We start from the raw sequence: 19339 nt of genomic DNA on the forward strand, positions 1-19339 counted from the left end.
GATGGAAGCAAGGTAGAATTATGGCTACCTCGGACGCCGCGCCAGGCTTCGGGTCCCGCTTTCAGATCATCAACCGCTCGCTCGCGTCGTCCGGACGAAGAGCGTCGTGTTTCTCCAAGCGATCGCAACGCCAATTACAGTCCTGCGGCATCATCGGATGCACGACCGCAAAACCCAGCTTTGGGCAATCGGGCGTCATGGTCGGTCAGTATCCTTGCCCGTCGTCACGGCTTGGTTGAGCAGCCTCTTGCCAGGCGAGATATCTGGTCTCGCGCCCCCGTGAGTTCAAAGCCGGTGCTGTATTCCACATCGGCCTCGATGGCGTACATAGTGGCGAAATCAGCGCCAGACGTGAGGGCGGCAAGTAGCTTCGGATGCTTTGACAGAGCAATCGTTCGCCGATCGGGACTGTTCCCGTCGAGGCGGATCGTCTCTTTGTACCTCCCAATCTCGAAGCGCGCCGATCGCAGGCCCATGTCACCAACAGTGGCATCGCCAATCTCGAAAATGAGACCGTTCTTGGCGTCGCAACGGACCATGTAACAAGCCTCGTTGTCGGTCGCATCAACGAGAGAGCATGTTCCGACCGCTCCGGCATGCGAACCGGCAAGCTTAACCCACGGAGCGGGCGGCTCGACTTCCTGTGTGAGCGCAGGCGATGCCGCAAGGCACGCGCCAAACACACACGCTACCACGCCAGCCACGCCTGCGACTGCCGGTCTGCTGAACCTCATCCTATCCTCGTTTTTCTACGACGTTGCGAGGCCAATAGCGTCTCGACTTGGACGCGCTTGTCAAGGTCGATTGAGAGGAGACGCAGACCAGCAGGCGGATGGCGCTTGTGATCGCCTCACTTGCTCTGAAAAGCCGGTCTGCCGATCGCGGCAGGATCAACTGGTCATGGTAATATTTCTCTTCTGCCGAGGCGTTCATCTTTCTGGATCGCCCATCAGCAGCCCGAATGATGCGTGGGGTGACCTACGCGCTTACGATCGAGAATTTCTTCTGCAAACTCAAAGAGTTCAAGCGTATAGCGATGAGATCGGACAAAACCGACCAGAGCTTCTCAGCCATCATCGATCTTTGCTCAGCAGTGATCAATTCCCGATGAATCTCAACAGGCCTTAAAGTGTCGCGCAAAAGTGTGCAGCGGTTTTGCGACAACGACATGCGTGAAACGAGAACTGAAAGCGTGGCAAGCGGATCTGAAAGATCGCAACACGCTTTAGAATCTCTCCTGGTCGAATTGGTCAGCCTTGATGTCTTTTTTAAATGCAAATTGGCGTCAGGGAAAATAGAGTCGCGTCATCTTTCCTCCGACTTTCGTTTTTATCGACCGGAGACGAAAATGTGGCTATTCAGTTATGGTGGGCAACCACCGTCAACAGTCCAGGCGGGGCACCGACGGAATGATGTTTGCAAAAAGGCCGAAGCGCTGCAATGTTTGCGCTTCACGAGGGGCATGGAGATCATGAACGCAAGAACCCGTGTTCTGGTCCTGGAAGACAGTCTGATCATCGCCATGGAGGCGGAGGATATCCTGCGTCTCGTTGGCGCTGATACCATCGATATCGCCAATAGCCTCGATCAGGCCAGGGACGCAATCCAGGGCGCAGATTACGATTTCGCACTTCTCGATGTGAATTTGGGCGAGGCGATGAGTTTCGATTTCGCGCGTGATCTGTCGCTGGCCAATATCCCGTTCGGCTTTGTCAGCGGCTATTCCGATACGCTGGATTTTCCGACCGACCTTCAGGATGTGCCCCTTCTCGTCAAGCCTTTCGACGAGAATGCGATGCGCGACTTCCTCCAGAAGCTTTTCCCGACGCCGGCGGAATGACAGATCCCTGAGCTTGCTTTAGAGTGAATTGGCAGGCTGAAGGATGGTTTTCCGATGCAATGGCAGGATCAGGCGATCATTCTAGGCGTCAAACGCCACGGCGAGACGAGCGTCATCGCCGAGGTGATGACGCGTGAGCGCGGCCGTCATCTCGGTCTTGTCCGCTCCGGCCGTTCGCGCACCATGCAGCCGGTGCTGCAGCCCGGCAATGAGGTGGAAGTCACCTGGCGTGCCCGGCTGGATGAACATCTCGGTGAATTCCGCCTCGAACCGGTAAAGCTGCGCGCCGCACGGCTGATGGAGACGGCGACCGCCGTCTACGGCGTGCAGGCCATGGGCGCCCTGCTGCGCCTGTTGCCGGAGCGCGATCCGCATCCGCATCTCTTCGAGGCTTTGGAAGTCATCCTCGATCATCTCCACAATCCCACCGATGCCGGTGAGCTTTTCGTACGCTTCGAGCTTGCGGTGCTGAACGACCTTGGCTTCGGGCTCGACCTCTCGGAATGTGCTGCGACTGGGACCCGCGCCGATCTCGCCTATGTCTCGCCGAAATCCGGCCGTGCCGTGAGCCGTGGCGCCGGCGAACCTTGGGCCGACAAGATGCTGCTTTTACCGGCTTTCCTGAGTGCGCAGGAAAGCCACGCCGCCGATTTCGATAGCCTTACAGCGGCATTCCGTCTGACTGGATTCTTTCTGCATCGCCATGTCTATGAGCCGCGCGGTCTGGAAGCTTCGGCAGCCCGTGAAGGCTTCGTTCAGGCGGCACTCAAGGCGTTAAACCCGGCTTCCCGGACGCTTTCGCGGCCGGATGAACTTTCTGCCTGAACGGTTTTTCATTCCTGCAAAACAGTCTTCAGTTTTGGCGGTTTACCCCCGTACCCCGCACCCCTATCTCTCGTTCGATTAGGAAAGTTTCTAAGCGCTCAAGGAGGAAGCCATGCTGACCAGGCCCGACATATCGACCACCATCACGCTCTGGAACGGGCAGGAGGTTCCCCGCCTCGGCATGGGCTGCTGGGCGATCGGCGGTCCGTTCTTCGCGGGCGATACGCCGCTCGGCTGGGGCGAGGTTGACGACAATGAATCCATCGCCGCGATCAACCGTGCGATCGACCTTGGCATCCGCTTTTTCGATACGGCCTCGAATTACGGCGCCGGCCATTCGGAAGTGGTTCTGGGACGGGCGATCGGCAATCGCGCCGATATCGTCATCGCCACCAAGTTCGGCTTTGCCACCAATCCGGAGACGAAGCAGGCGACCGGCGCCTTTGCCGACCCGGCCTTCATCCGCCAGTCCGTCGAGACGTCGCTCCGCCGGCTGAAAAGGGAGCGTCTCGATCTCCTGCAATTCCACCTCAACGACTTTCCGCTGGATCAGTCCGACGAGGTCTTCGATACGCTGCAGGTCCTGCGGGCAGAGGGCAAGATCGATGCCTTCGGCTGGAGCACGGATTTCCCCGATCGCGCTGCCCGCCATTCCCGCCGCGCCGGCTTCGTTTCGATCCAGCATACGATGAACGTCTTCGAGCCGGTGCCTCAGATGATCGATGTCGTCGAAAAGAACGGTCTCATTTCCATCAACCGCGGTCCGCTTGCTATGGGCCTGCTGACAGGCAAGTTCACGCCGGACATGGCCGTAGGTGCCAAGGACGTGCGCGGTGCAGCACTCGAATGGATGGTCTATTTTAAGGATGGCCGTATCGCGCCGGAATTTGCAGCAAGGCTCGATGCCGTGCGCAGCCTGCTCACATCCGATGGACGCACGCTGACGCAGGGTGCGCTCGCCTGGCTCTGGGCGCGCTCGCCGCGCACCTTGCCCATTCCCGGTTTCCGGACCGTGGCTCAGGTCGAGGAAAATGCCGGCGCACTGGAAAAGGGCCTGCTGCCAGCCGGTGTGATGGCGGAAATCGACGCGGCGCTCGCCCGCGTCTGAGGTTTTAGGCTCGGGCGCGAACCTTGAAGGCCCAGCCTTCCGGCCGCGCTTCGATGATCTTTACCTCGTCGCCGATCGCGACCCTGCCGGTACCGCGTGGGGTCACGTTCCAGCCGAAAAGCGGACCAGGCACGCGCCGGTCTCCCGACATGCGGATGCGGCCCATGGCGGGCATGGGGTTCGCCACCTCGCGTGACCCCGTCAACTGGTCCTGCGTCGTCATGATGCAACGGGCGCAGGGCTTGACGAGGTCGAAGCGGATGCCGGCAATTTCGATTGCCGCCCAGCGGTCCTCCGCCCAGGCCTCGTCCGTATCGATGACGATATTCGGCCGGAAGCGCTCCATGCCGACGCCGCCTTCGGCATGGGCTGAGAGATCGGCGTTCAGCGCCTTCAGCGATCCCGTCGTCGTCACCAGGATCTGGTAGCCGTCGGTAAAGGTCACCGGCGTGCCTTCGCCCGCCCATTTGGCATTGGCCGTTCGTTCTGCCTCGTCGTCGAAGAAGACGAGCTTCACCGTGCGGCCGAGCCATTCCGAAAGTCTGGCATTGCTGTCATCGTCGGCAACGGCGGCGCTGACGGCCGATTTCCAGACTATGACATCGAGCCGTCGGTTTGGATGCAGCGGTGCTACGGCAATGTCAGGCTTGCCCTGCATCAGCAGCCGGAAGGCGCCGGCCTCGGGCCGCACATCGATCTGAGCAAGGGTTGGGAGCTCGCGCTGGGTGATGAAATGGCCGTCCGGGTCCGTCACCATCGCGCGCCGGTCGCCCGGCAGGCCATAGGCGTCTATCTCCGTGAAGGGCAGGGCGATACCGCGGGCGCTCTTGAGCGGATAGATGAAGAGATCGCTGACACGCATCATAGGCTCCTAGATTTCGTCCATAAATGCCGCGAGGAAGCCGCGCAGGCTCCTGTCGCGGGCTGCGGCCAGTTCGCGGCCGGTCCGGGTCTGGAAACCATCTGCCAGTTTGAACAGCTTCGTCTGGAAATGGTCAATCGCATAACGCTTGTCATCGAGCGCCCTGTCCTCGGCAGCGGGATCGAAAGGATCGTAGAGCCCTGATCCGAGCCGCCCGGCTATATAGAAGCAGCGTGCCGCGCCGACCATGCCGATGGCATCCAGCCGGTCGGCATCCTGCAGGATTTTCGCCTCCAGCGTTTCCGGCGGCACGTTCGCCGAAAAGCTGTGCGCGGTTACCGCATGGGCGACATCAGCGATATCCTCATCGCCCCATCCAAGCTCGTTCAATATCCGCGACGCTTTTTCTGCGGCGAACGCCGATGCCTGGGCGCGCAGCGGCGAGTTCTTCTCGACGGCGACGCAATCATGCAGCAGCACGGCAGCGGCCAGCACGTGGCCCTTGCCGCCTTCCGCGGCGTGGATGCGCATGGCATTACGGAATACACGCAGGATATGGGCGAGGTCGTGCGAACCGTCGTCACCCTCGGTCGCGTGTGGAATGAGCTCCACAGCCAGAGACTCATGGGGAGAGAAGGCTTCGGCCTTGAACATCGTCGTCACCGGTTTTCAAAGGGTTCGTATACCGTCGATAACGGCTTGGCCGGCGAGTCGCAACGTGCCGAGATCATTGCCGGAGTTTGGCGAATGACCCGACGCTGCCGTTCTTTTTCGGCGGCATGCAAAGCATGAGGGCCGCGTCGCCGAACGGCTTTGGAGGGCTGATATAATAGCCCTGGATCTCGTCACATGCCTCGCGTTCGAGCAGCGCCATCTGCTCTGCGGTTTCTACGCCTTCCACGGTCACGCGCATGCCGAGCGCATCGCCGAGCAGGATGATCGCGCGCATGATCGCATACGCTTCCCTGTTCTCGACGATGTCGTTCACGAAGGACTTGTCGATCTTGATCTTATCGAAGGGGAAGCTCGAGAGGTAGCTCAGCGACGAATAGCCGGTTCCGAAATCGTCCATGGAAATGCGGACGCCGCGTTCCCTAAGTGCATGCAGGATCGGTAACACCTCATCGCGATTTTCCATCAGTACGCTTTCAGTGATCTCCAGTTCGAGGCGTGAAGGCGAAAGTTCTGCGGCCGCAAGCGCCTCGCTGACATCCTTCGGCAGGTCGCTGCTCGAGAACTGGATGGCCGAGACATTGACGGCGATCTTGATATCCTCGGGCCATTGCGCTGCATCGTTGCAGGCGCGGCGTAAAACCCAGCGGCCGATATCGACCACGAGGCCGACCTCTTCGGCAAGTGGAATGAAATCCATCGGCGAGACCCGGCCGCGCACCGGATGATTCCAGCGGATCAGCGCCTCGAAGCCGCAGATGCGATGCTGCGTCAGGTCGTAGAGAGGCTGGTAGTGAAGCTCGAATTCCTCGTTGTGCACGGCGGCCCGCAGGTCGGCCTCCAGCGCATGACGGGCCTGCATCTCCTCGTCCATCTCGACGGTGAAGAAGCGCTCATGCCGGCGCCCGTCCGCCTTGGCATGGGAGAGTGCCATCGCCGCGTTGCGCAGCAGCTTGTCGGTCTCGACGGCGTCGTCAGGGGCAATCGAAATGCCCATGGAAACACTGAGTTCCACCTGCTTGTCGCCGCGGAAGAAGGGTTCGCTGAGCTCACGGCGGATCTGATCGGCGAGTGCTGTGATGTTCCACGGTTGCTGACGGCGCGTCTGCAGGATCGCGAATTCGTCCGAGCCGAGGCGGGCAAGAATGTTTTCCGAGCCGGCCGAAGCGCGGATGCGCTCTGCCACTTGCTGCAGTATCTTGTCGCCGGCCGAAACACCCAGCGTATTGTTGATCGACTTGAACCGGTCGAGATTGAGATGCACGAGCGCGATCTGCTCGTCTTGCCTGCGCTCGGCAAGGGCCGCGTCGAGCTGCTCGCGGAAGCGAATGCGGTTCGGCAGGCCGGTCAGCGGATCGTGATGGGCGAGATAGGTAATGCGCTCGGCGGCCTTGCGGTCTTCGGTAACGTCGGCATGGATGGCGATGTTGCTGCCATCGGCAAGGATGGTAACGACGCTCTGGATGATGCGGCCGTCATCCATCAGCCATTCGCGCCGGCGGATGCGCCCTGTCTTCGAGGATGCTTCCTGGCCTTCCTTCCTGCTGCGTGTCCTGGCGCCGGCCTGCTCAGTGCCGCGCGTCCTGTGCATCAGGTCGGCAATCGCGGTGCCGGGCACAACGTCGCCGTCGCTAAAGCCGAAGAGCTGGCGGAAGCGTAGGTTGGAAAGGGTCAGCCGCTGGTCAGCATCGAACACGCTGAGGCCGAGCGGCAGGTTGTTCAGGACGATTTCGAAGAGCTTGCGCTGTTCTGCAAGGGCCTGCGTGGTGGAGCTGATCGTCTTCTGCAGTTCGCGGTTTTCGATGAGCAGCGTCCCGGCGCTGCGCTCGATTTCATCATATTCGCTTTCATGGCTGCGATAGGTCGCGATGACGAGCTCCATCAGACGCTCTGCATCGATCGATCCGTCCTCGTCGACGACCTGCGTGCACTGTTGCCAGAAAAGCGTCTCAGCTTTCATGCGCACGAGTCCCCTCGCGGGACGATTGCGATGGAAGCATGGCAAAAGGCGAAGGCGTCTTCGATTGGCAAAGGTGCCATATCGCGCCGGGCATGAAAAAGGCCTTTCTAAAATGAATGTAAGAATCACTTTTTTGTAAGCAGCGGGTGGCCACTTCCGACAACTCGCAAGCGGCATCTTCTACCGGGCCGATTAATAATCGGTTGCAACTCGGCCGTCCATTGTAGCTAGCCGGCAATTTGTTTGTATCTCGCAAACTACTGAAATACCGAGGAAACATGGTTTTTTGAGGCAATTGGAAGGTGCCGCGGAAATGGGTCGTTACACTTTGTCAACTATAGTTAATCGAGAGTTAACAGCTTATTGACCGAAGCCGCAAATCAGTTTAGTCAACAATCCAGTCTTTGATATTTCCCACCCGCGTATTGCGTACAGACTCTCACCGGAAGAAGCGGTGAACGGAGGTTTGTATGACTGTTATTTCATCAGTTCCAGACATCTCTTATGCATATTTGGCAACGCTCTCGCGGCTTGATGCAAATGGTGACGGCATGTTGAGCCGCACGGAACGTGCAGCAGATGAGAAGCCCGGCATCATCAGGGAGTTTCTCGAAGAGGACGATGCTGACAATACGCAGCCGAAATATCCGAGCAGCCTCGTCGCGCTCATGATGGAATACAGCGACAATGGCTCGGCAACCGGCATGGCCGTTCCCTATGCGCTGCAGCAGGTTACCGCTGACGCCGATAATCAGGCGATGCAGATCTATCGCAATACCTATGGCGAGTTCGATCTCGGTATCGCCGCCTGAGCTTAGTCCTTGGCTGCAGCAGTCGAGCCGGCCTCATGGCCGGCTTTTTCTTGCCTTTTATGCAGGCAGGAACACCTTCCTTTGTGAGGCGTTGGGAAACAGTCCCCAAAACGGAAGGAAACCCGATGAAAATCATATGCACCATCGCTGCCCTCGGGCTGCTTGCGGCGGCATACCAAGGCCTTGCCCAGGACAAGCAGACGGCGACGGCAAATTTTATCGGCCCTGACGGCAAGGAGGCCGGCCGCGCCACGCTGACCGCTGCGGCCAATGGTGGTGTCTTCATCGAGGCGGAGATCTCTGGCCTGCCCGTCAACAAATGGGTCGCCTTCCATATTCATGAGATCGGCCGCTGCGATGCTGCCACCCATCATCAATCGGCTGGCGGTCATTTCAATCCGACCAAGGCCGAGCATGGTTTCCTGGCCGCCAAGGGACCGCATGCCGGCGATATGCCGAACCAGTATGTCGGTCAGGACGGCATCCTGCGCGCACAGGTCTTCGACACCATGATCTCGCTCGATGGCAAGGAGGATGGTGTGCGTGGCCGCGCGCTGATGGTGCATGCCGATTCTGATGATTATCGAACCCAGCCTTCGGGCGGCGCCGGCGACAGGATCGCCTGCGGCGTGATCAAATAGGTTATGGCTGCGTCTGCGGAGAGGCCTTCGGCGTCCTCTTGCGGGCCGAAACCCTGACCTGCGCTTCCTCTGGTGCCGGTTCGGGAACGGGAGCGTTAGAAACTTCCGCCGGAGCGTCGCCAATCTCGCCCCTCTTGTCAAAGGCAAGCTTGACGCGCTTGATCATGTCACGACTCAGGCCCCACCAGTCGCCGGTCGAGGCCCAGTAGCGCAACGTCACGCTGACCGCACTGTCGCTGAGACTATCGATGAAGACGCTCGGCGCCGGCGTCTTGAGGACGCGCTTATCGGCGGTTGCAAGCTTCATCAGCGTCTCCATGGCGAGATCGAGATCTTCCTGATGCGTAATGTTGATCTTCACTTCGTTCTGCCGCGTTGGCTGGCGGCTGTAATTGGTGATCGGCGTGTTCCAGAGCGTTGAATTGGGTGCCAGCCGGTAGAGACCGTCTGCGGTTCTAAGCTCCGTGGCAAACAGGCCGATCTCAAGAACCGTTCCCGAGACACTGCTCGTCTCAATATATTCCCCGACGCGGAACGGGCGGAGCACCAGCAGCATGATGCCGGCCGCGATATTCTGCAGCGTGCCCTGCAGCGCCAGACCGATAGCGAGGCCGGCGGCGCCGAGAGTGGCGATGATCGATGCCGTCTGCACGCCGAACTGTCCAAGCACGGTGACGAAGACCAGCATCAGCAGCGCATAGTGCACGACATTGGTGAAGAAACGGGCGAGCGTCTCGTCGATGCCGCGCACGCGCGAGATGCCCTCATAGGCCCAGCGGCTGATGAGGCTCGCCGTCACCCAGCCGACGATGAGCAGGATGATCGCCCCGAGGATGGAGAAGGAATATTGTACGGCAAGCGCGCTCGCCTGATCGAGCGCTGAGCGGGTTGCGATGATAAGGTCGGTGGCCTGCTGTTCCATCACGTGCTCCTCGAATGCCTCGTCGAGGGCTAGATGGAGCAGGGGTGAGGAGCGTCAACCGTTTAAATCGCCCCTGACAGTCAGCACGAAAGGCGCGTTGCCGTCGGCCTCCGCACCGCGGCCGATGGCCCTCACGGCATCGACGAGCCGGCCGTGCCGGTCAAGCAGCGCATCGCCGATTTCGACGATCCGGGCATTCGGCGTCGCATAGGTCGAGGCGGCTCGCAGCCGCCGGGCAAGCGCCATATCCTCCTGCTCGGGAGCGAGCGAGAGAGCCGCGATCAGCGCCGCGGCAGGCGAGCGGGATACGCCCATCCAGCAATGGACGAGCAGCGGTGCCTCCTGCTGCCAACCGGCGGCAAAATCGATGATCGCCCGCACATGCTTTTCGTCGGGTGCCACCAGATCGCCGGTGCCCTTGAAGGCAATATCGTTCATGTTGAGCAGCAGATGCCGGTCGGCCTGGATGACGCCCGGCCGGTGAAAGGCCTGCTCCTTCGCCATCAGGCTGATCATCTCGCGCGCCTTGTGCTGCACGGCCATTTCGGCAATGCGCGCCAGTGGAGAAACCACGATCACGGTCACGGGGCGATCCCTCGCTCTGCCTCGATCTGCGCAAAGCGCTCGCAGAAGAGCCGTTGCGCTTCGAGCGCCGGGACGGGATCGATCGAGAGCATGTCCCGGGTGATGCCCCGCGGCTGGCCGAAGAATTTCTGCGCCTCCGCAGGCGTGAAGCCGGCGAGAACAGTCGCCTCGAAATAGGCGGCGACCGTATCGGCCTTCTTGATCTTGTCCTTGAGTTCGCGGGAGGGGTGCGGCGGCAGGCCGAAGCGCAGATGTACCGCCGCCTCCAGCCGGTTCTCGACCGTCTTGTATCCGCCGCCGACGACGGCCTTGAAGGGGGAGATCATGTCACCGATCACATATTCGGGCGCGTCATGCAGCAGCGCCATCAGGCAATCGGCGGGTGTGGCCTCATTGAAATGACGGAAAATGAATTCGACGACAAGGCAATGCTGCGCCACGGAAAAGGCGTGGTCGCCCGCCGTCTGGCCGTTCCAGCGGGCGACGCGTGCAAGTCCGTGAGCGATATCGCCCAATTCGACGTCGAGCGGCGAGGGATCGAGCAGATCGAGCCGCCGCCCGGACAGCATGCGCTGCCAGGCACGTGGAGCCTTCGCAGTCGTCACGCGCTGGCCTCGTCCGAGGAAGTCGGAAAGCTGAGCCCGGACCAGGCGGGCAGGCTTAGCGTCACGGAAACATTGCCGGCAAGCAGCGGCGTGCCGGATGCCATGGCTTCGCCGGCGCGGTCTATGCGCACGATCGCCAGACCGCTCGTCCCCTCGACGGAGCCGAGTGTTCCGACTGGCTTGCCATTGGCGGTGATTTCCGTGCCGCTGGCAGGCAGTGCAGCCCCGGCCGAAACGGTCACGACGCGACGCCGCGCCGTGCCGCGATGCTGCATGCGGGACACCACTTCTTGACCGACATAGCAGCCCTTCTTGAAGGAGAGGCCGCCATTGAAATCCATCAGCACGTCATGCGGAAAAGCGTCCTGAAGCGCATAATCGGGTCCTGACGTCACGATGCCATTCTCGATTCGCAGCGCGTCGTAGAGCGCCGCATCATCGCTGCCATGATGACCGGCACGACGCAGAACGGTGACATTAGCCTTGGCAAAGCGACTGTCCTTGACGCCTTCTTCGGCATCTTCGCCCCAGGAAACGGTAACGCCATCCTCGGCAACTGGCGTCAGCGTCACCGGCGCGCGCAGGCGATACATGGTCAGCCGCTTCAGCAGGGCTTCTCGCTGGGTCGCATCCGTTTCGATGATGAAGCCGTCGCCGTCGCGCCAGATCATGAAGTCGAACAGGATCTTGCCCTGTGGCGTCAGCAATGCGCCCGGCCGCGCCTCGTCCGCACCGAGCGAGACGATGTCGGTGGTGATCAGATTCTGCAGGAAAGATTCTGCTTCCACGCCGCCGACGGCAATGAGCGAGCGGTCTTTCAGGAATACGGCTGGCATGGTGAAACCTGTCGCGTTGGTGATCGCTCAGAGGTAAGTCTTTGAAGCTGAAGGTGCAAGCGCTCTACAGCATCGGCCCGAAAATCGGAATCGATTTTCGAAAAGCCTGATGCGTAGATTCAAAGAGTTAGAGGGCCGAATGGACGCACTGCGCTCCAGCGTCAGTCGCCGGCTGTGAAAAACTTCCATTTACCGTCAGGCGCAATGCCGACGCGATAGAAATTATAGCCGCCGAATTCCTGCATGTCGGCGAGATCGCCTGCCGTGACGATGCGCAGCAATTCCACGCGTTCCGGCGGCGTCAGTGACTTCAGGTCTTTTTCGGCAAAATAGGGCCAGACATACATTTCCTCGGGCGTGCCTTGGCCGACATGCACGAAACCGGTCGAGATAATGTCGAGCATGATCGCGAGGATCTCGTCGCCATCAGGATCGCCGGAGAGATCCTTCAGCGTGCCGATCGGATCATCCGTGGGTTCGCCGACCGTCACCTGGGTCTGATCGGCACCGGTTCCCATCAGTGGGCGCAGGCGTTCGAGATCGCCTGAGGCGGCGGCCTCGACGATCTGTTCGCGCATCTTGCGCACCGGCTCCGGCGCCTTGCTGATGTCGTAGATCACTTCGACGGGCTTGGAATCGTCAGATGCGCCTGGCGTCTTGTCGACGCTCTGGCCGCTCTCTTTGTTGACGAGCGGATCGGGCTGGGGAATGCCTGACGAGCCGTTCTGCGGTGGAGCGGGCTGCTGTGGGCTCTGCTGCGCCGTGGCAGGCGCATCGGGCTGGCCGGGAATCTTCTGAAGTTCGGAAAGCGCGTAGGCGGAAGAAGCGGACAGCATGCTGCCTGCGGCGAGGCCGACGGCAAGCAGGACCGGCGCGAGCGAAATTCGCGAGGAAATATCTTTACCGGTACGCATGAGACTCTCTGTATTGCCCCTATTGCAGGGTCCTGTTGGTGGAAAACTCACCTGCCAGCATGCGGTCGCGCAACGAGTCCAGCAAGGCCTCGGCGCTGTTTTCTCCATGCAGTCTGATCGTCTCGCGCAGCGCATGAGCAATCGCGGCATCGGCAATGATTTCAGGCTCGATGCCGTCGGCCATGCCGTCAGCCCAAGCCTCGTTCTGGTATTCCAGAGCCGCCTGCATCTTTTCGTGGACGATCATGTCGTCGATGTCGTTGAGGCTTGGTTCCATTATCTTTTCCTCAGAACTTCTCATGTCTTACCGCTACGTTAACAACACTAACAGCCTTTTCCCAAAACGACACGTGCGCATGCGAAAACAGGTTAATTAAACGTTAATTTCCAAAGCGCGAAGTAATTTCTGTGGCGAGTGTTGCACCTTCGTTACGGTAGCGCTCTTCTGCCACGATGGCCGCTTGCGTGCAATCCGTGTAAACCGAAGCGAATGCTCGGTATCCGCGATTGAAGGCTGCGGTCAGTTTTTCCTTGCGCTGCGGCTCCCCATTCGTTTCGGAATCAAGCAGTTGCTGCATGTCGGCCCGCCATTCGTCCGCACCCGGCGCCTTGCAGAGCGTGCGCAGGTAATGCACCGAACCCAGGACCTCGGCCAGCCGCGCCAGCTTGTCGTCATAGGGTACAATCGCGACCTGCGGCACGATCTCCTCCGGCGGCGGAGGCGCATTCTTGCCGCCCTGTGCCCCACCTTGCGCCCCGCCTTGCGCCATTGTGGGACCGGCCCAGACGAGGCCGCCAAAGACAAGGGATGACAAGACAACGCGTCGAACGGGAATCATGCTCCCAGTTGATACAGGGAGCGTGACAGGAACAAGGCAGATGCGGCAGTTTCCACTTCTATTCTAGCGAGTGCGCCTCATTCACCGGCCGCCAGCCGCTCGGCGCATTCGAGCACACTCTGCGGCACCGGCATGCGCCGGATCTCCTCCACGCTGTACCAGCCGATTGCTGCCGCATCGTCAGCGGCTTCGGCCACCAGGTGGCGGTCCGCCTCGACGCGGAAGACGGAGAGGAAGAAATGGCTGTTGATGCTGCCATCCGGCGCATGCGTCTTCAGGTCATAGGTGGAAAACAGGCGCGGATTTCGTGCCTGAATGCCGGTCTCCTCGAGGAATTCGCGCAATGCCGTCTCCTCGGGCGTCTCGCCAGGTTCGCCTCGTCCACCGGGAAAGGCATACATATCGGCCGAAGGCGGGTTTCGCCTGAGCACGAGAAGGAACCGGCCATCACGTTCAAGGATGGCGGAGGAGGCGGGTTTGGCCTGGGAGGTCATTGTTTCGCACGCTTTGCTGTGATGTCGCCTTATCCCACGGGCGGCTCACCTTGCGCAACCGTCGGCATTGCGCGGAATATGGTTCCACGATTCCCGCGAGGATACCCTTGACCTACCTGATCTATGCCCTTGCCGCCCTCTTCGAAATTGCCGGCTGCTTCGCCTTCTGGGCCTGGCTGCGGCTGGCAAAACCCGTCTGGTGGTTGGCACCGGGTATGGTGTCGCTGGCGTTGTTTGCCTGGCTGCTGACGCTCGTGCCGAGCGAGGCTGCCGGGCGCACTTTCGCGGCCTATGGCGGTATTTACATCGTCGCCTCGCTGCTATGGCTCTGGCTGGTAGAGAATCGCGTGCCCGACCGTTGGGACATCGGCGGTGCGATCGTCTGCCTCGCCGGCACGGCGATCATTCTCTTTGCACCACGCAGTTAAAGCCTTTCCGCGAAAGATGTGCAGCGTCTCCCCATTCGGAATCGCTTGAGGGCAAACCGCCTTGACCGATCCGGGGCCGGGTGCAAAGACATCCTTATGTGTGGACGTTTTGCCCTGACAGAAGTAGTCAAGGATATCGCCGAAGTTTTCAGCCTTGCCGAGCTGGAAGACTTCCCGGCGCGCTACAACATCGCGCCGACACAACCGATTCTCGTCGTCATATCAGGTGAGGGGCAGGAACCGGGCAGCAACCTGCCCGATCGCCGTGCCCTGCTGGTGCGCTGGGGCTTCACGCCGGGCTGGGTCAAGGATCCCAAGGAATTTCCGCTGCTGATCAATGCGCGCTCGGAAACCGCAATCGGCAAAGCCTCCTTCCGCGCCGCCATGCGCCATCGCCGCATCCTCATCCCGGCTTCCGGCTTTTATGAATGGCATCGCCCTTCGAAGGAAAGCGGCGAGAAGGCGCAGGCCTATTGGATCCGGCCGCGCCGCGGCGGCGTTATCGCCTTTGCCGGCCTCATGGAAACATGGTCCTCGGCCGATGGTTCGGAGGTCGATACCGGCGCCATCCTGACGACCAAGGCCAACAGCGCGATCTCTTCGATCCATGACCGCATGCCCGTCGTCATCCATCCGGAGGATTTTTCCCGCTGGCTGGACTGCAAGACGCAGGAGCCGCGTGAAGTCGCGGGCCTGATGCAGCCGGTCCAGGAGGATTTCTTCGAGGCGATCCCGGTCTCCGACAAGGTCAACAAGGTCGCCAATATGGGGCCGGATCTGCAGGATCCAGTGCCGCTCGAAAAGGTGCCGAAACAGCCGCAGAAGAAAACATCTGACGACGGCCAGCTCAGCTTCTTTTGAAACCCGAAGCCGCCGTCCTGTTAAATGGAAAACCCGGTGAGGCGCTTCTCTTGCAGTAGGTATTTGCCAAACCCGCCACATGGCGGGCTCCGGATGTCACTATCGGCATCGTTATGAGCCTGCTGGCAATCAGCCTGCTCATGCGCTTCTTCTCGCCCGCTTAGGCGAGCTTCTTGACCGTTACAGGCTTTGCCATCATCGAGGCCGCAGCTACGGCCTTGAGGCCGAGCGGGCGGTAGTTGGTCGCGAGATCCGGCTTGGCTGCCTGCTGCTGTTCCGACTTCTTCGAGGTCACGATACTCTCCTTACGTGTTTCTCTAGAATTTTATCTGTCTTGTTCTTTTGTCTTTAATAGCGACAAAAGAGAGGCATCGCCTATCAGGAAATGTAAACACAGACCATAATTCGCGAGGCTTAACCGAAGTCTGCGTTCGTTAATACTTACTTAATAAAGTAGATGCTCAGATGTGGCGACCGATGTCGTCCTCGCCGACACCGGGTTCCTCGATGGTCAGCGTGCCATATTTGCGCTTCCACTTTCGCGCGCCGAAGGGCAGCGAAACGAGGTAGGCGCAGACGGTGAAGACCATCACTTCCCAGGTGAAGCTCATCAGCATCGCGACATAGATCACGACACCGAGCATGGCCGGCAGCACGAGATCACGCCGCATCCGGCTTTCGGATTTGCCGGACCAGACAGGCAGGCGGCTGATGAGCAGGAAGGCGATGAGGACCGTGTAGCCGGAGGAGAGAAAGGCGAAGGTCCGGTCGGTGGTGAGGCCGAGGAAGCCGAGATAGACAGGCAGAAGCACCAGCATTGCGCCGGCCGGGGCCGGCACGCCGACGAAATATTCCGATTGCCAGGGCGCGCGGTTCTCGCGCTCCGACATCACGTTGAAGCGCGCCAGTCTGAGGCCGGCGGCGATCGTGTAGATGAGCGCCGCGATCCAGCCCAGCGAACGCGCCGCGTCAAGTGCATAGACATAGACCACGAGGGCAGGGGCGACGCCGAAATTGACGATATCGGCAAGCGAATCCATCTGCGCACCGAATTTCGACGTGGCCTTCATCAGCCGCGCGACACGGCCGTCGATGCCGTCGAGGAATGCGGCGACGAGCACCATGGCGACAGCCAGCTCGTAGCGGCCTTCGAAGGCAAGCCGGATGCCGGTCAGGCCGGCGCAGATGGCAAGGATAGTGATGAGGTTCGGAACGACGAGCCGGATCGGAATCTCGCGCAGGCGCGGCCCGCGGGCCGAATCGTCGTTCGGGCCGTTCGGTTCGAAGGGCGGAAAGGGTGTTTCCATATCGCGCTCTCCTGAAAATTAGCTGCGGCGGCTGATGACCGGACCCTTGGTCGAGGCGAATTCGGCGATAACAGTCTCGCCGGCAACCGCCGTCTGGCCGAGCGAGACGCGCGGGGCGGCACCCGCCGGCAGGAAGACATCGAGGCGCGAACCGAAGCGAATGAGGCCGAAACGCTCGCCCGCATCGAGAGGTTCATTGGCATGCGAGAAGCAGAGGATACGCCGTGCCACGAGGCCGGCGATCTGCACCACGCCGATCTGGCCGTGGTGGGTCTCGATCACGAGGCCGTTGCGCTCATTCTCTTCACTAGCCTTGTCGAGCTCGGCATTCACGAAGGTACCGGGGCGGTAGTTGATGCTGACGATGCGGCCGCGCATCGGCGCGCGGTTCACATGGCAGTTGAAGACGTTCATGAACACGGAGATGCGCAGCATCGGTTCGTTGCCGAGGTTCAGCTCGGCGGGCGGCGTGACCATCTGGATCGAGGAAACCTTGCCGTCGGCCGGCGAAATGACGAGATCGTCGTCCTGCGGCGTGACGCGTTCGGGATCACGGAAGAAATAGGCGCACCAGAGCGTCAGGATGAGGCCGATCCAGAAGAGCGGCTTGAAGATCCAGCCCAATACGAGCGACGCGACGAAGAAGGCGGCAACGAAGGGGTAACCCTCCTTGTGCACCGGAACGATCGTGTTGCGAACCGTATCGAACAAGCTCATGAATGCCGGTCTCCTGTCGTTTTTCGTATCCGCTGGTTACAGAAAAACGACAGGAGGAGCAATGGCGTGGATCTCAGGCCGCCTCCAGCGCGTCGGTTCTGAACAACAAAACGGACGATCTCGCCCGTTTACTGCGCTAGCTCGCCGGCGCCAGCCGGTTGACGATGCCGAGCTCGTCGCTTTCGCGAACCTGCTTGAGATGCTCTTCGGCCTGTGTCGCTTCGCGCTGACGGCTCCACATCGAGGCATAGAGGCCATTCTGTTCGAGAAGGGCCGCGTGCGTGCCGCGCTCGGCAATCTCCCCGCTCTTCAACACGATGATCTCGTCGGCACCAATCACGGTAGACAGGCGGTGGGCGATGACCAGCGTCGTGCGGTTCTTGGAAACGACATCGAGTGCCGTCTGGATTTCCCGCTCTGTCGTCGTGTCGAGCGCCGATGTCGCCTCGTCGAGGATCAGGATCGGCGGAGCCTTCAGGATAGTGCGGGCAATCGCCACGCGCTGCTTTTCGCCGCCTGAAAGCTTCAGCCCGCGTTCGCCGACCTTGGTTTCGAAACCCTCCGGCAGCATTTCGATGAAATGTCCGATCTGGGCGATTTCAGCCGCCTGCTTCACCTCGGCTTCACTGGCCGAAGGGCGGCCATAGCGTATGTTATAGGCGACGGTGTCGTTGAACAGCACCGTATCCTGCGGCACCATGCCGATCACCGAGCGCAGGCTCTTCTGAGTGATCGTGCGGATATCCTGCCCGTCGACGGTGATGGAACCGCTCTGGATATCGTAGAAGCGATAGAGCAGGCGCGACAGTGTCGATTTGCCGGCACCCGAGGGGCCGACGACGGCAACTGTTTTGCCCGCCGGCACCTCGAAGGAAATGCCCTTGAGGATCGGCCGGGCCGCATCATAGGCGAAATGCACGTCCTTGAAGGAGATGGTGCCCTGGGCGATGGCAAGATCCTTCGCGTCAGGCGCGTCCAGCACCTCGGCCTTCACTTCCAGAAGATCGAACATCTGCTCGATATCGATCAGCCCCTGGCGGATTTCGCGGTAGACGAAGCCGATGAAATTCAGCGGTACGGAAAGCTGCAGCAGCATGGAATTGACGAAGACGAAATCGCCGACCGTATGTTCGCCGCTCTGCACCGACCAGGCCGAGAGAACCAGCATGATCGTCGTGCCGATGCCGAAGATCACGCCCTGGCCGAAGTTCAGCCAGCCGAGCGAGGTCCAGACGTCGGTTGCCGCCTTCTCATAACGCTCCATCGACTTGTCGAAGCGCTTGGCCTCCATCTCCTCATTGCCGAAATATTTGACGGTCTCGAAATTGAGGAGCGAGTCGATTGCCTTGGTATTGGCGTCCGTATCGCTGTCGTTCATCGCCCGGCGGATGGAGATGCGCCAGTCTGATGCGCGGATCGTAAACCAGATATAGGCCCAGACGGTGAAGGCGGTCACGGCGAGATAGGAAAAGCCGTAGCCCCACCAGAAGATCGCCGCCGTCAGCAGGAATTCGATGACCGTCGGGATCGAGTTCAGGATCGTGAATCGCACGATCGTTTCGATACCCTTGGTGCCGCGCTCGATGATGCGCGAAAGCCCGCCTGTCTTGCGCTCCAGATGGAAGCGCAGGGAAAGCTCATGCATGTGTACGAAAGTGCGGTAGGCGAGCTGGCGTACGGCATATTGGCCGACGCTGGCAAAGAGCGAATCTCTGAGCTGGTTGAGGCCGAGCTGGATTAGGCGTGTCAGGTTATAGGCGATGACGAGGGCGGTGGCGCCGATCAAGAGCGGCGGCAGCGTGCCCTGCAGGTCCATCCTGCCGTTCAGCGCATCGGTGGACCACTTGAAGAAATAGGGCACCAGCAGCAGGACGAACTTCGAGATCAATAGGTAGACCGAGGCCCACACGACCCGCATCCTGAGATCCGGCCTATCCTTCGGCCACATATAAGGCCAGAGATTGTAGAGCGTTCCCAACAGGTTGGAGTCTGAAACTGTCTTGCCGTTTGCCATGCTTTTCTCCAGCCCGGCGGGCCGCTATCGCCGCGGCTTGTCGCCGCTCCCGCGAGATATGCCACCGGCTGGCGGATTACAACATTGACAGGGATTT

22 protein-coding genes and 2 pseudogenes are annotated in these 19339 nt (G+C 60.4%); 8 read left to right on the forward strand and 16 right to left on the reverse strand.

The window, feature by feature from the left end; genetic code table 11:
- Positions 1-224: 224 nt before the first annotated feature.
- Positions 225-539, reverse strand: a complete 315-nt coding sequence (locus PMI11_RS38125) for a hypothetical protein (RefSeq protein ID WP_244430622.1) — start codon at positions 537-539, stop codon at positions 225-227.
- A 452-nt stretch (positions 540-991) separates the two neighbouring features.
- On the opposite strand from PMI11_RS38125, the pseudogene PMI11_RS38130 reads away from it, so the two are divergent.
- The 4 genes and pseudogenes from PMI11_RS38130 to PMI11_RS19090 all read left to right on the forward strand — a co-directional run.
- Positions 992-1111: pseudogene (locus tag PMI11_RS38130) on the forward strand (transposase); the annotation flags it as partial.
- Positions 1112-1471: 360 nt separating this feature from the next.
- Entirely contained in the window at positions 1472-1840 is a 369-nt protein-coding gene (locus PMI11_RS19080; protein ID WP_037071694.1) for a response regulator, read from the forward strand.
- A gap of 54 nt (positions 1841-1894) precedes the next feature.
- On the forward strand, positions 1895-2665 hold the full coding sequence (gene recO, locus PMI11_RS19085; protein WP_007820158.1) for a DNA repair protein RecO: 771 nt from the start codon (positions 1895-1897) through the stop codon (positions 2663-2665).
- 112 nt (positions 2666-2777) lie between these two features.
- Entirely contained in the window at positions 2778-3773 is a 996-nt protein-coding gene (locus PMI11_RS19090) for an aldo/keto reductase (RefSeq protein WP_007820159.1), read from the forward strand.
- Between the two features lie 4 nt (positions 3774-3777).
- On the opposite strand, the gene PMI11_RS19095 is transcribed toward PMI11_RS19090, so the two are convergent.
- The 3 genes from PMI11_RS19095 to PMI11_RS19105 form a co-directional block, all read right to left on the reverse strand.
- Positions 3778-4635 (reverse strand): MOSC domain-containing protein, encoded by an 858-nt coding sequence (locus tag PMI11_RS19095; RefSeq protein ID WP_007820161.1) that lies wholly within the window; start codon positions 4633-4635, stop codon positions 3778-3780.
- Positions 4636-4644: 9 nt separating this feature from the next.
- The gene (locus PMI11_RS19100; RefSeq protein ID WP_007820164.1) at positions 4645-5289 is read right to left on the reverse strand and encodes an HD domain-containing protein; all 645 of its coding nucleotides are present in this window, start codon (positions 5287-5289) and stop codon (positions 4645-4647) included.
- 73 nt (positions 5290-5362) lie between these two features.
- Positions 5363-7267: a putative bifunctional diguanylate cyclase/phosphodiesterase gene (locus tag PMI11_RS19105; protein WP_007820167.1), complete on the reverse strand. Its 1905-nt coding sequence runs from the start codon at positions 7265-7267 to the stop codon at positions 5363-5365.
- Positions 7268-7737: 470 nt separating this feature from the next.
- On the opposite strand from PMI11_RS19105, the gene PMI11_RS19110 reads away from it, so the two are divergent.
- Together PMI11_RS19110 and PMI11_RS19115 are read left to right on the forward strand one after the other, a co-directional pair.
- Positions 7738-8079, forward strand: a complete 342-nt coding sequence (locus PMI11_RS19110; RefSeq protein ID WP_007820170.1) for a hypothetical protein — start codon at positions 7738-7740, stop codon at positions 8077-8079.
- A gap of 125 nt (positions 8080-8204) precedes the next feature.
- Entirely contained in the window at positions 8205-8720 is a 516-nt protein-coding gene (locus tag PMI11_RS19115; protein WP_007820171.1) for a superoxide dismutase family protein, read from the forward strand.
- A gap of 1 nt (position 8721) precedes the next feature.
- Here PMI11_RS19115 and PMI11_RS19120 read toward each other — a convergent pair whose 3' ends face one another.
- The 8 genes from PMI11_RS19120 to PMI11_RS19155 form a co-directional block, all read right to left on the reverse strand.
- Complete coding sequence (locus PMI11_RS19120) at positions 8722-9642, reverse strand: mechanosensitive ion channel family protein (RefSeq protein ID WP_007820173.1); 921 nt, start codon at positions 9640-9642, stop codon at positions 8722-8724.
- Positions 9643-9696: 54 nt separating this feature from the next.
- Positions 9697-10227 carry a tyrosine phosphatase family protein gene (locus PMI11_RS19125; RefSeq protein WP_007820174.1) on the reverse strand — a complete coding sequence of 177 codons (531 nt, stop codon included), beginning with the start codon at positions 10225-10227 and terminating at the stop codon, positions 9697-9699.
- On the reverse strand, positions 10224-10832 hold the full coding sequence (locus PMI11_RS19130; RefSeq protein WP_007820175.1) for an HD family hydrolase: 609 nt from the start codon (positions 10830-10832) through the stop codon (positions 10224-10226). Before PMI11_RS19130 ends, PMI11_RS19125 begins: the two co-directional genes overlap by 4 nt.
- A complete protein-coding gene (locus tag PMI11_RS19135; protein WP_081493272.1) occupies positions 10829-11692 on the reverse strand; it encodes a CAF17-like 4Fe-4S cluster assembly/insertion protein YgfZ in 864 nt (287 codons plus the stop codon). Before PMI11_RS19135 ends, PMI11_RS19130 begins: the two co-directional genes overlap by 4 nt.
- A 137-nt stretch (positions 11693-11829) precedes the next feature.
- Positions 11830-12582 carry a hypothetical protein gene (locus tag PMI11_RS19140; RefSeq protein WP_007820177.1) on the reverse strand — a complete coding sequence of 251 codons (753 nt, stop codon included), beginning with the start codon at positions 12580-12582 and terminating at the stop codon, positions 11830-11832.
- Positions 12583-12601: 19 nt separating this feature from the next.
- A complete protein-coding gene (locus PMI11_RS19145) occupies positions 12602-12859 on the reverse strand; it encodes a hypothetical protein (RefSeq protein ID WP_007820178.1) in 258 nt (85 codons plus the stop codon).
- A 103-nt stretch (positions 12860-12962) separates the two neighbouring features.
- Positions 12963-13421, reverse strand: coding sequence for a TIGR02301 family protein (locus PMI11_RS19150; protein WP_007820180.1), 459 nt, complete (start codon positions 13419-13421; stop codon positions 12963-12965).
- A gap of 77 nt (positions 13422-13498) precedes the next feature.
- Positions 13499-13915: an NUDIX hydrolase gene (locus tag PMI11_RS19155; RefSeq protein WP_007820182.1), complete on the reverse strand. Its 417-nt coding sequence runs from the start codon at positions 13913-13915 to the stop codon at positions 13499-13501.
- Between the two features lie 107 nt (positions 13916-14022).
- On the opposite strand from PMI11_RS19155, the gene PMI11_RS19160 reads away from it, so the two are divergent.
- Together PMI11_RS19160 and PMI11_RS19165 are read left to right on the forward strand one after the other, a co-directional pair.
- Positions 14023-14343, forward strand: a complete 321-nt coding sequence (locus PMI11_RS19160; protein WP_007820183.1) for a YnfA family protein — start codon at positions 14023-14025, stop codon at positions 14341-14343.
- A gap of 96 nt (positions 14344-14439) precedes the next feature.
- Positions 14440-15204 (forward strand): SOS response-associated peptidase, encoded by a 765-nt coding sequence (locus PMI11_RS19165; RefSeq protein WP_007820185.1) that lies wholly within the window; start codon positions 14440-14442, stop codon positions 15202-15204.
- A gap of 160 nt (positions 15205-15364) precedes the next feature.
- On the opposite strand, the gene PMI11_RS38405 is transcribed toward PMI11_RS19165, so the two are convergent.
- From PMI11_RS38405 to PMI11_RS19180, 4 genes and pseudogenes are all read right to left on the reverse strand, one after another.
- Positions 15365-15499, reverse strand: a complete 135-nt coding sequence (locus PMI11_RS38405; protein ID WP_007820186.1) for a hypothetical protein — start codon at positions 15497-15499, stop codon at positions 15365-15367.
- A 166-nt stretch (positions 15500-15665) separates the two neighbouring features.
- A complete protein-coding gene (pssA, locus tag PMI11_RS19170; protein ID WP_007820187.1) occupies positions 15666-16511 on the reverse strand; it encodes a CDP-diacylglycerol--serine O-phosphatidyltransferase in 846 nt (281 codons plus the stop codon).
- Between the two features lie 18 nt (positions 16512-16529).
- Positions 16530-17231 (reverse strand): annotated as a pseudogene (locus PMI11_RS19175) (phosphatidylserine decarboxylase); the annotation flags it as partial.
- Positions 17232-17364: 133 nt separating this feature from the next.
- The gene (locus PMI11_RS19180; protein ID WP_007820189.1) at positions 17365-19242 is read right to left on the reverse strand and encodes an ABCB family ABC transporter ATP-binding protein/permease; all 1878 of its coding nucleotides are present in this window, start codon (positions 19240-19242) and stop codon (positions 17365-17367) included.
- Between the last annotated feature and the right edge of the window lie 97 nt (positions 19243-19339).

Origin of the sequence: Rhizobium sp. CF142 (assembly GCF_000281145.1) — a bacterium.
Lineage (GTDB): Bacteria > Pseudomonadota > Alphaproteobacteria > Rhizobiales > Rhizobiaceae > Rhizobium.

Coding starts and splice junctions, on each gene's coding strand:
- PMI11_RS38125 (WP_244430622.1), bottom strand. CDS start 539: ATGGTCCGTTGCGACGCCAAGAACGGTCTCATTTTCGAGATTGGCGAT.
- PMI11_RS19080 (WP_037071694.1), top strand. CDS start 1,472: ATGAACGCAAGAACCCGTGTTCTGGTCCTGGAAGACAGTCTGATCATC.
- recO (WP_007820158.1), top strand. CDS start 1,895: ATGCAATGGCAGGATCAGGCGATCATTCTAGGCGTCAAACGCCACGGC.
- PMI11_RS19090 (WP_007820159.1), top strand. CDS start 2,778: ATGCTGACCAGGCCCGACATATCGACCACCATCACGCTCTGGAACGGG.
- PMI11_RS19095 (WP_007820161.1), bottom strand. CDS start 4,635: ATGCGTGTCAGCGATCTCTTCATCTATCCGCTCAAGAGCGCCCGCGGT.
- PMI11_RS19100 (WP_007820164.1), bottom strand. CDS start 5,289: ATGTTCAAGGCCGAAGCCTTCTCTCCCCATGAGTCTCTGGCTGTGGAG.
- PMI11_RS19105 (WP_007820167.1), bottom strand. CDS start 7,267: ATGAAAGCTGAGACGCTTTTCTGGCAACAGTGCACGCAGGTCGTCGAC.
- PMI11_RS19110 (WP_007820170.1), top strand. CDS start 7,738: ATGACTGTTATTTCATCAGTTCCAGACATCTCTTATGCATATTTGGCA.
- PMI11_RS19115 (WP_007820171.1), top strand. CDS start 8,205: ATGAAAATCATATGCACCATCGCTGCCCTCGGGCTGCTTGCGGCGGCA.
- PMI11_RS19120 (WP_007820173.1), bottom strand. CDS start 9,642: ATGGAACAGCAGGCCACCGACCTTATCATCGCAACCCGCTCAGCGCTC.
- PMI11_RS19140 (WP_007820177.1), bottom strand. CDS start 12,582: ATGCGTACCGGTAAAGATATTTCCTCGCGAATTTCGCTCGCGCCGGTC.
- PMI11_RS19145 (WP_007820178.1), bottom strand. CDS start 12,859: ATGGAACCAAGCCTCAACGACATCGACGACATGATCGTCCACGAAAAG.
- PMI11_RS19150 (WP_007820180.1), bottom strand. CDS start 13,421: ATGATTCCCGTTCGACGCGTTGTCTTGTCATCCCTTGTCTTTGGCGGC.
- PMI11_RS19155 (WP_007820182.1), bottom strand. CDS start 13,915: ATGACCTCCCAGGCCAAACCCGCCTCCTCCGCCATCCTTGAACGTGAT.
- PMI11_RS19165 (WP_007820185.1), top strand. CDS start 14,440: ATGTGTGGACGTTTTGCCCTGACAGAAGTAGTCAAGGATATCGCCGAA.
- pssA (WP_007820187.1), bottom strand. CDS start 16,511: ATGGAAACACCCTTTCCGCCCTTCGAACCGAACGGCCCGAACGACGAT.
- PMI11_RS19180 (WP_007820189.1), bottom strand. CDS start 19,242: ATGGCAAACGGCAAGACAGTTTCAGACTCCAACCTGTTGGGAACGCTC.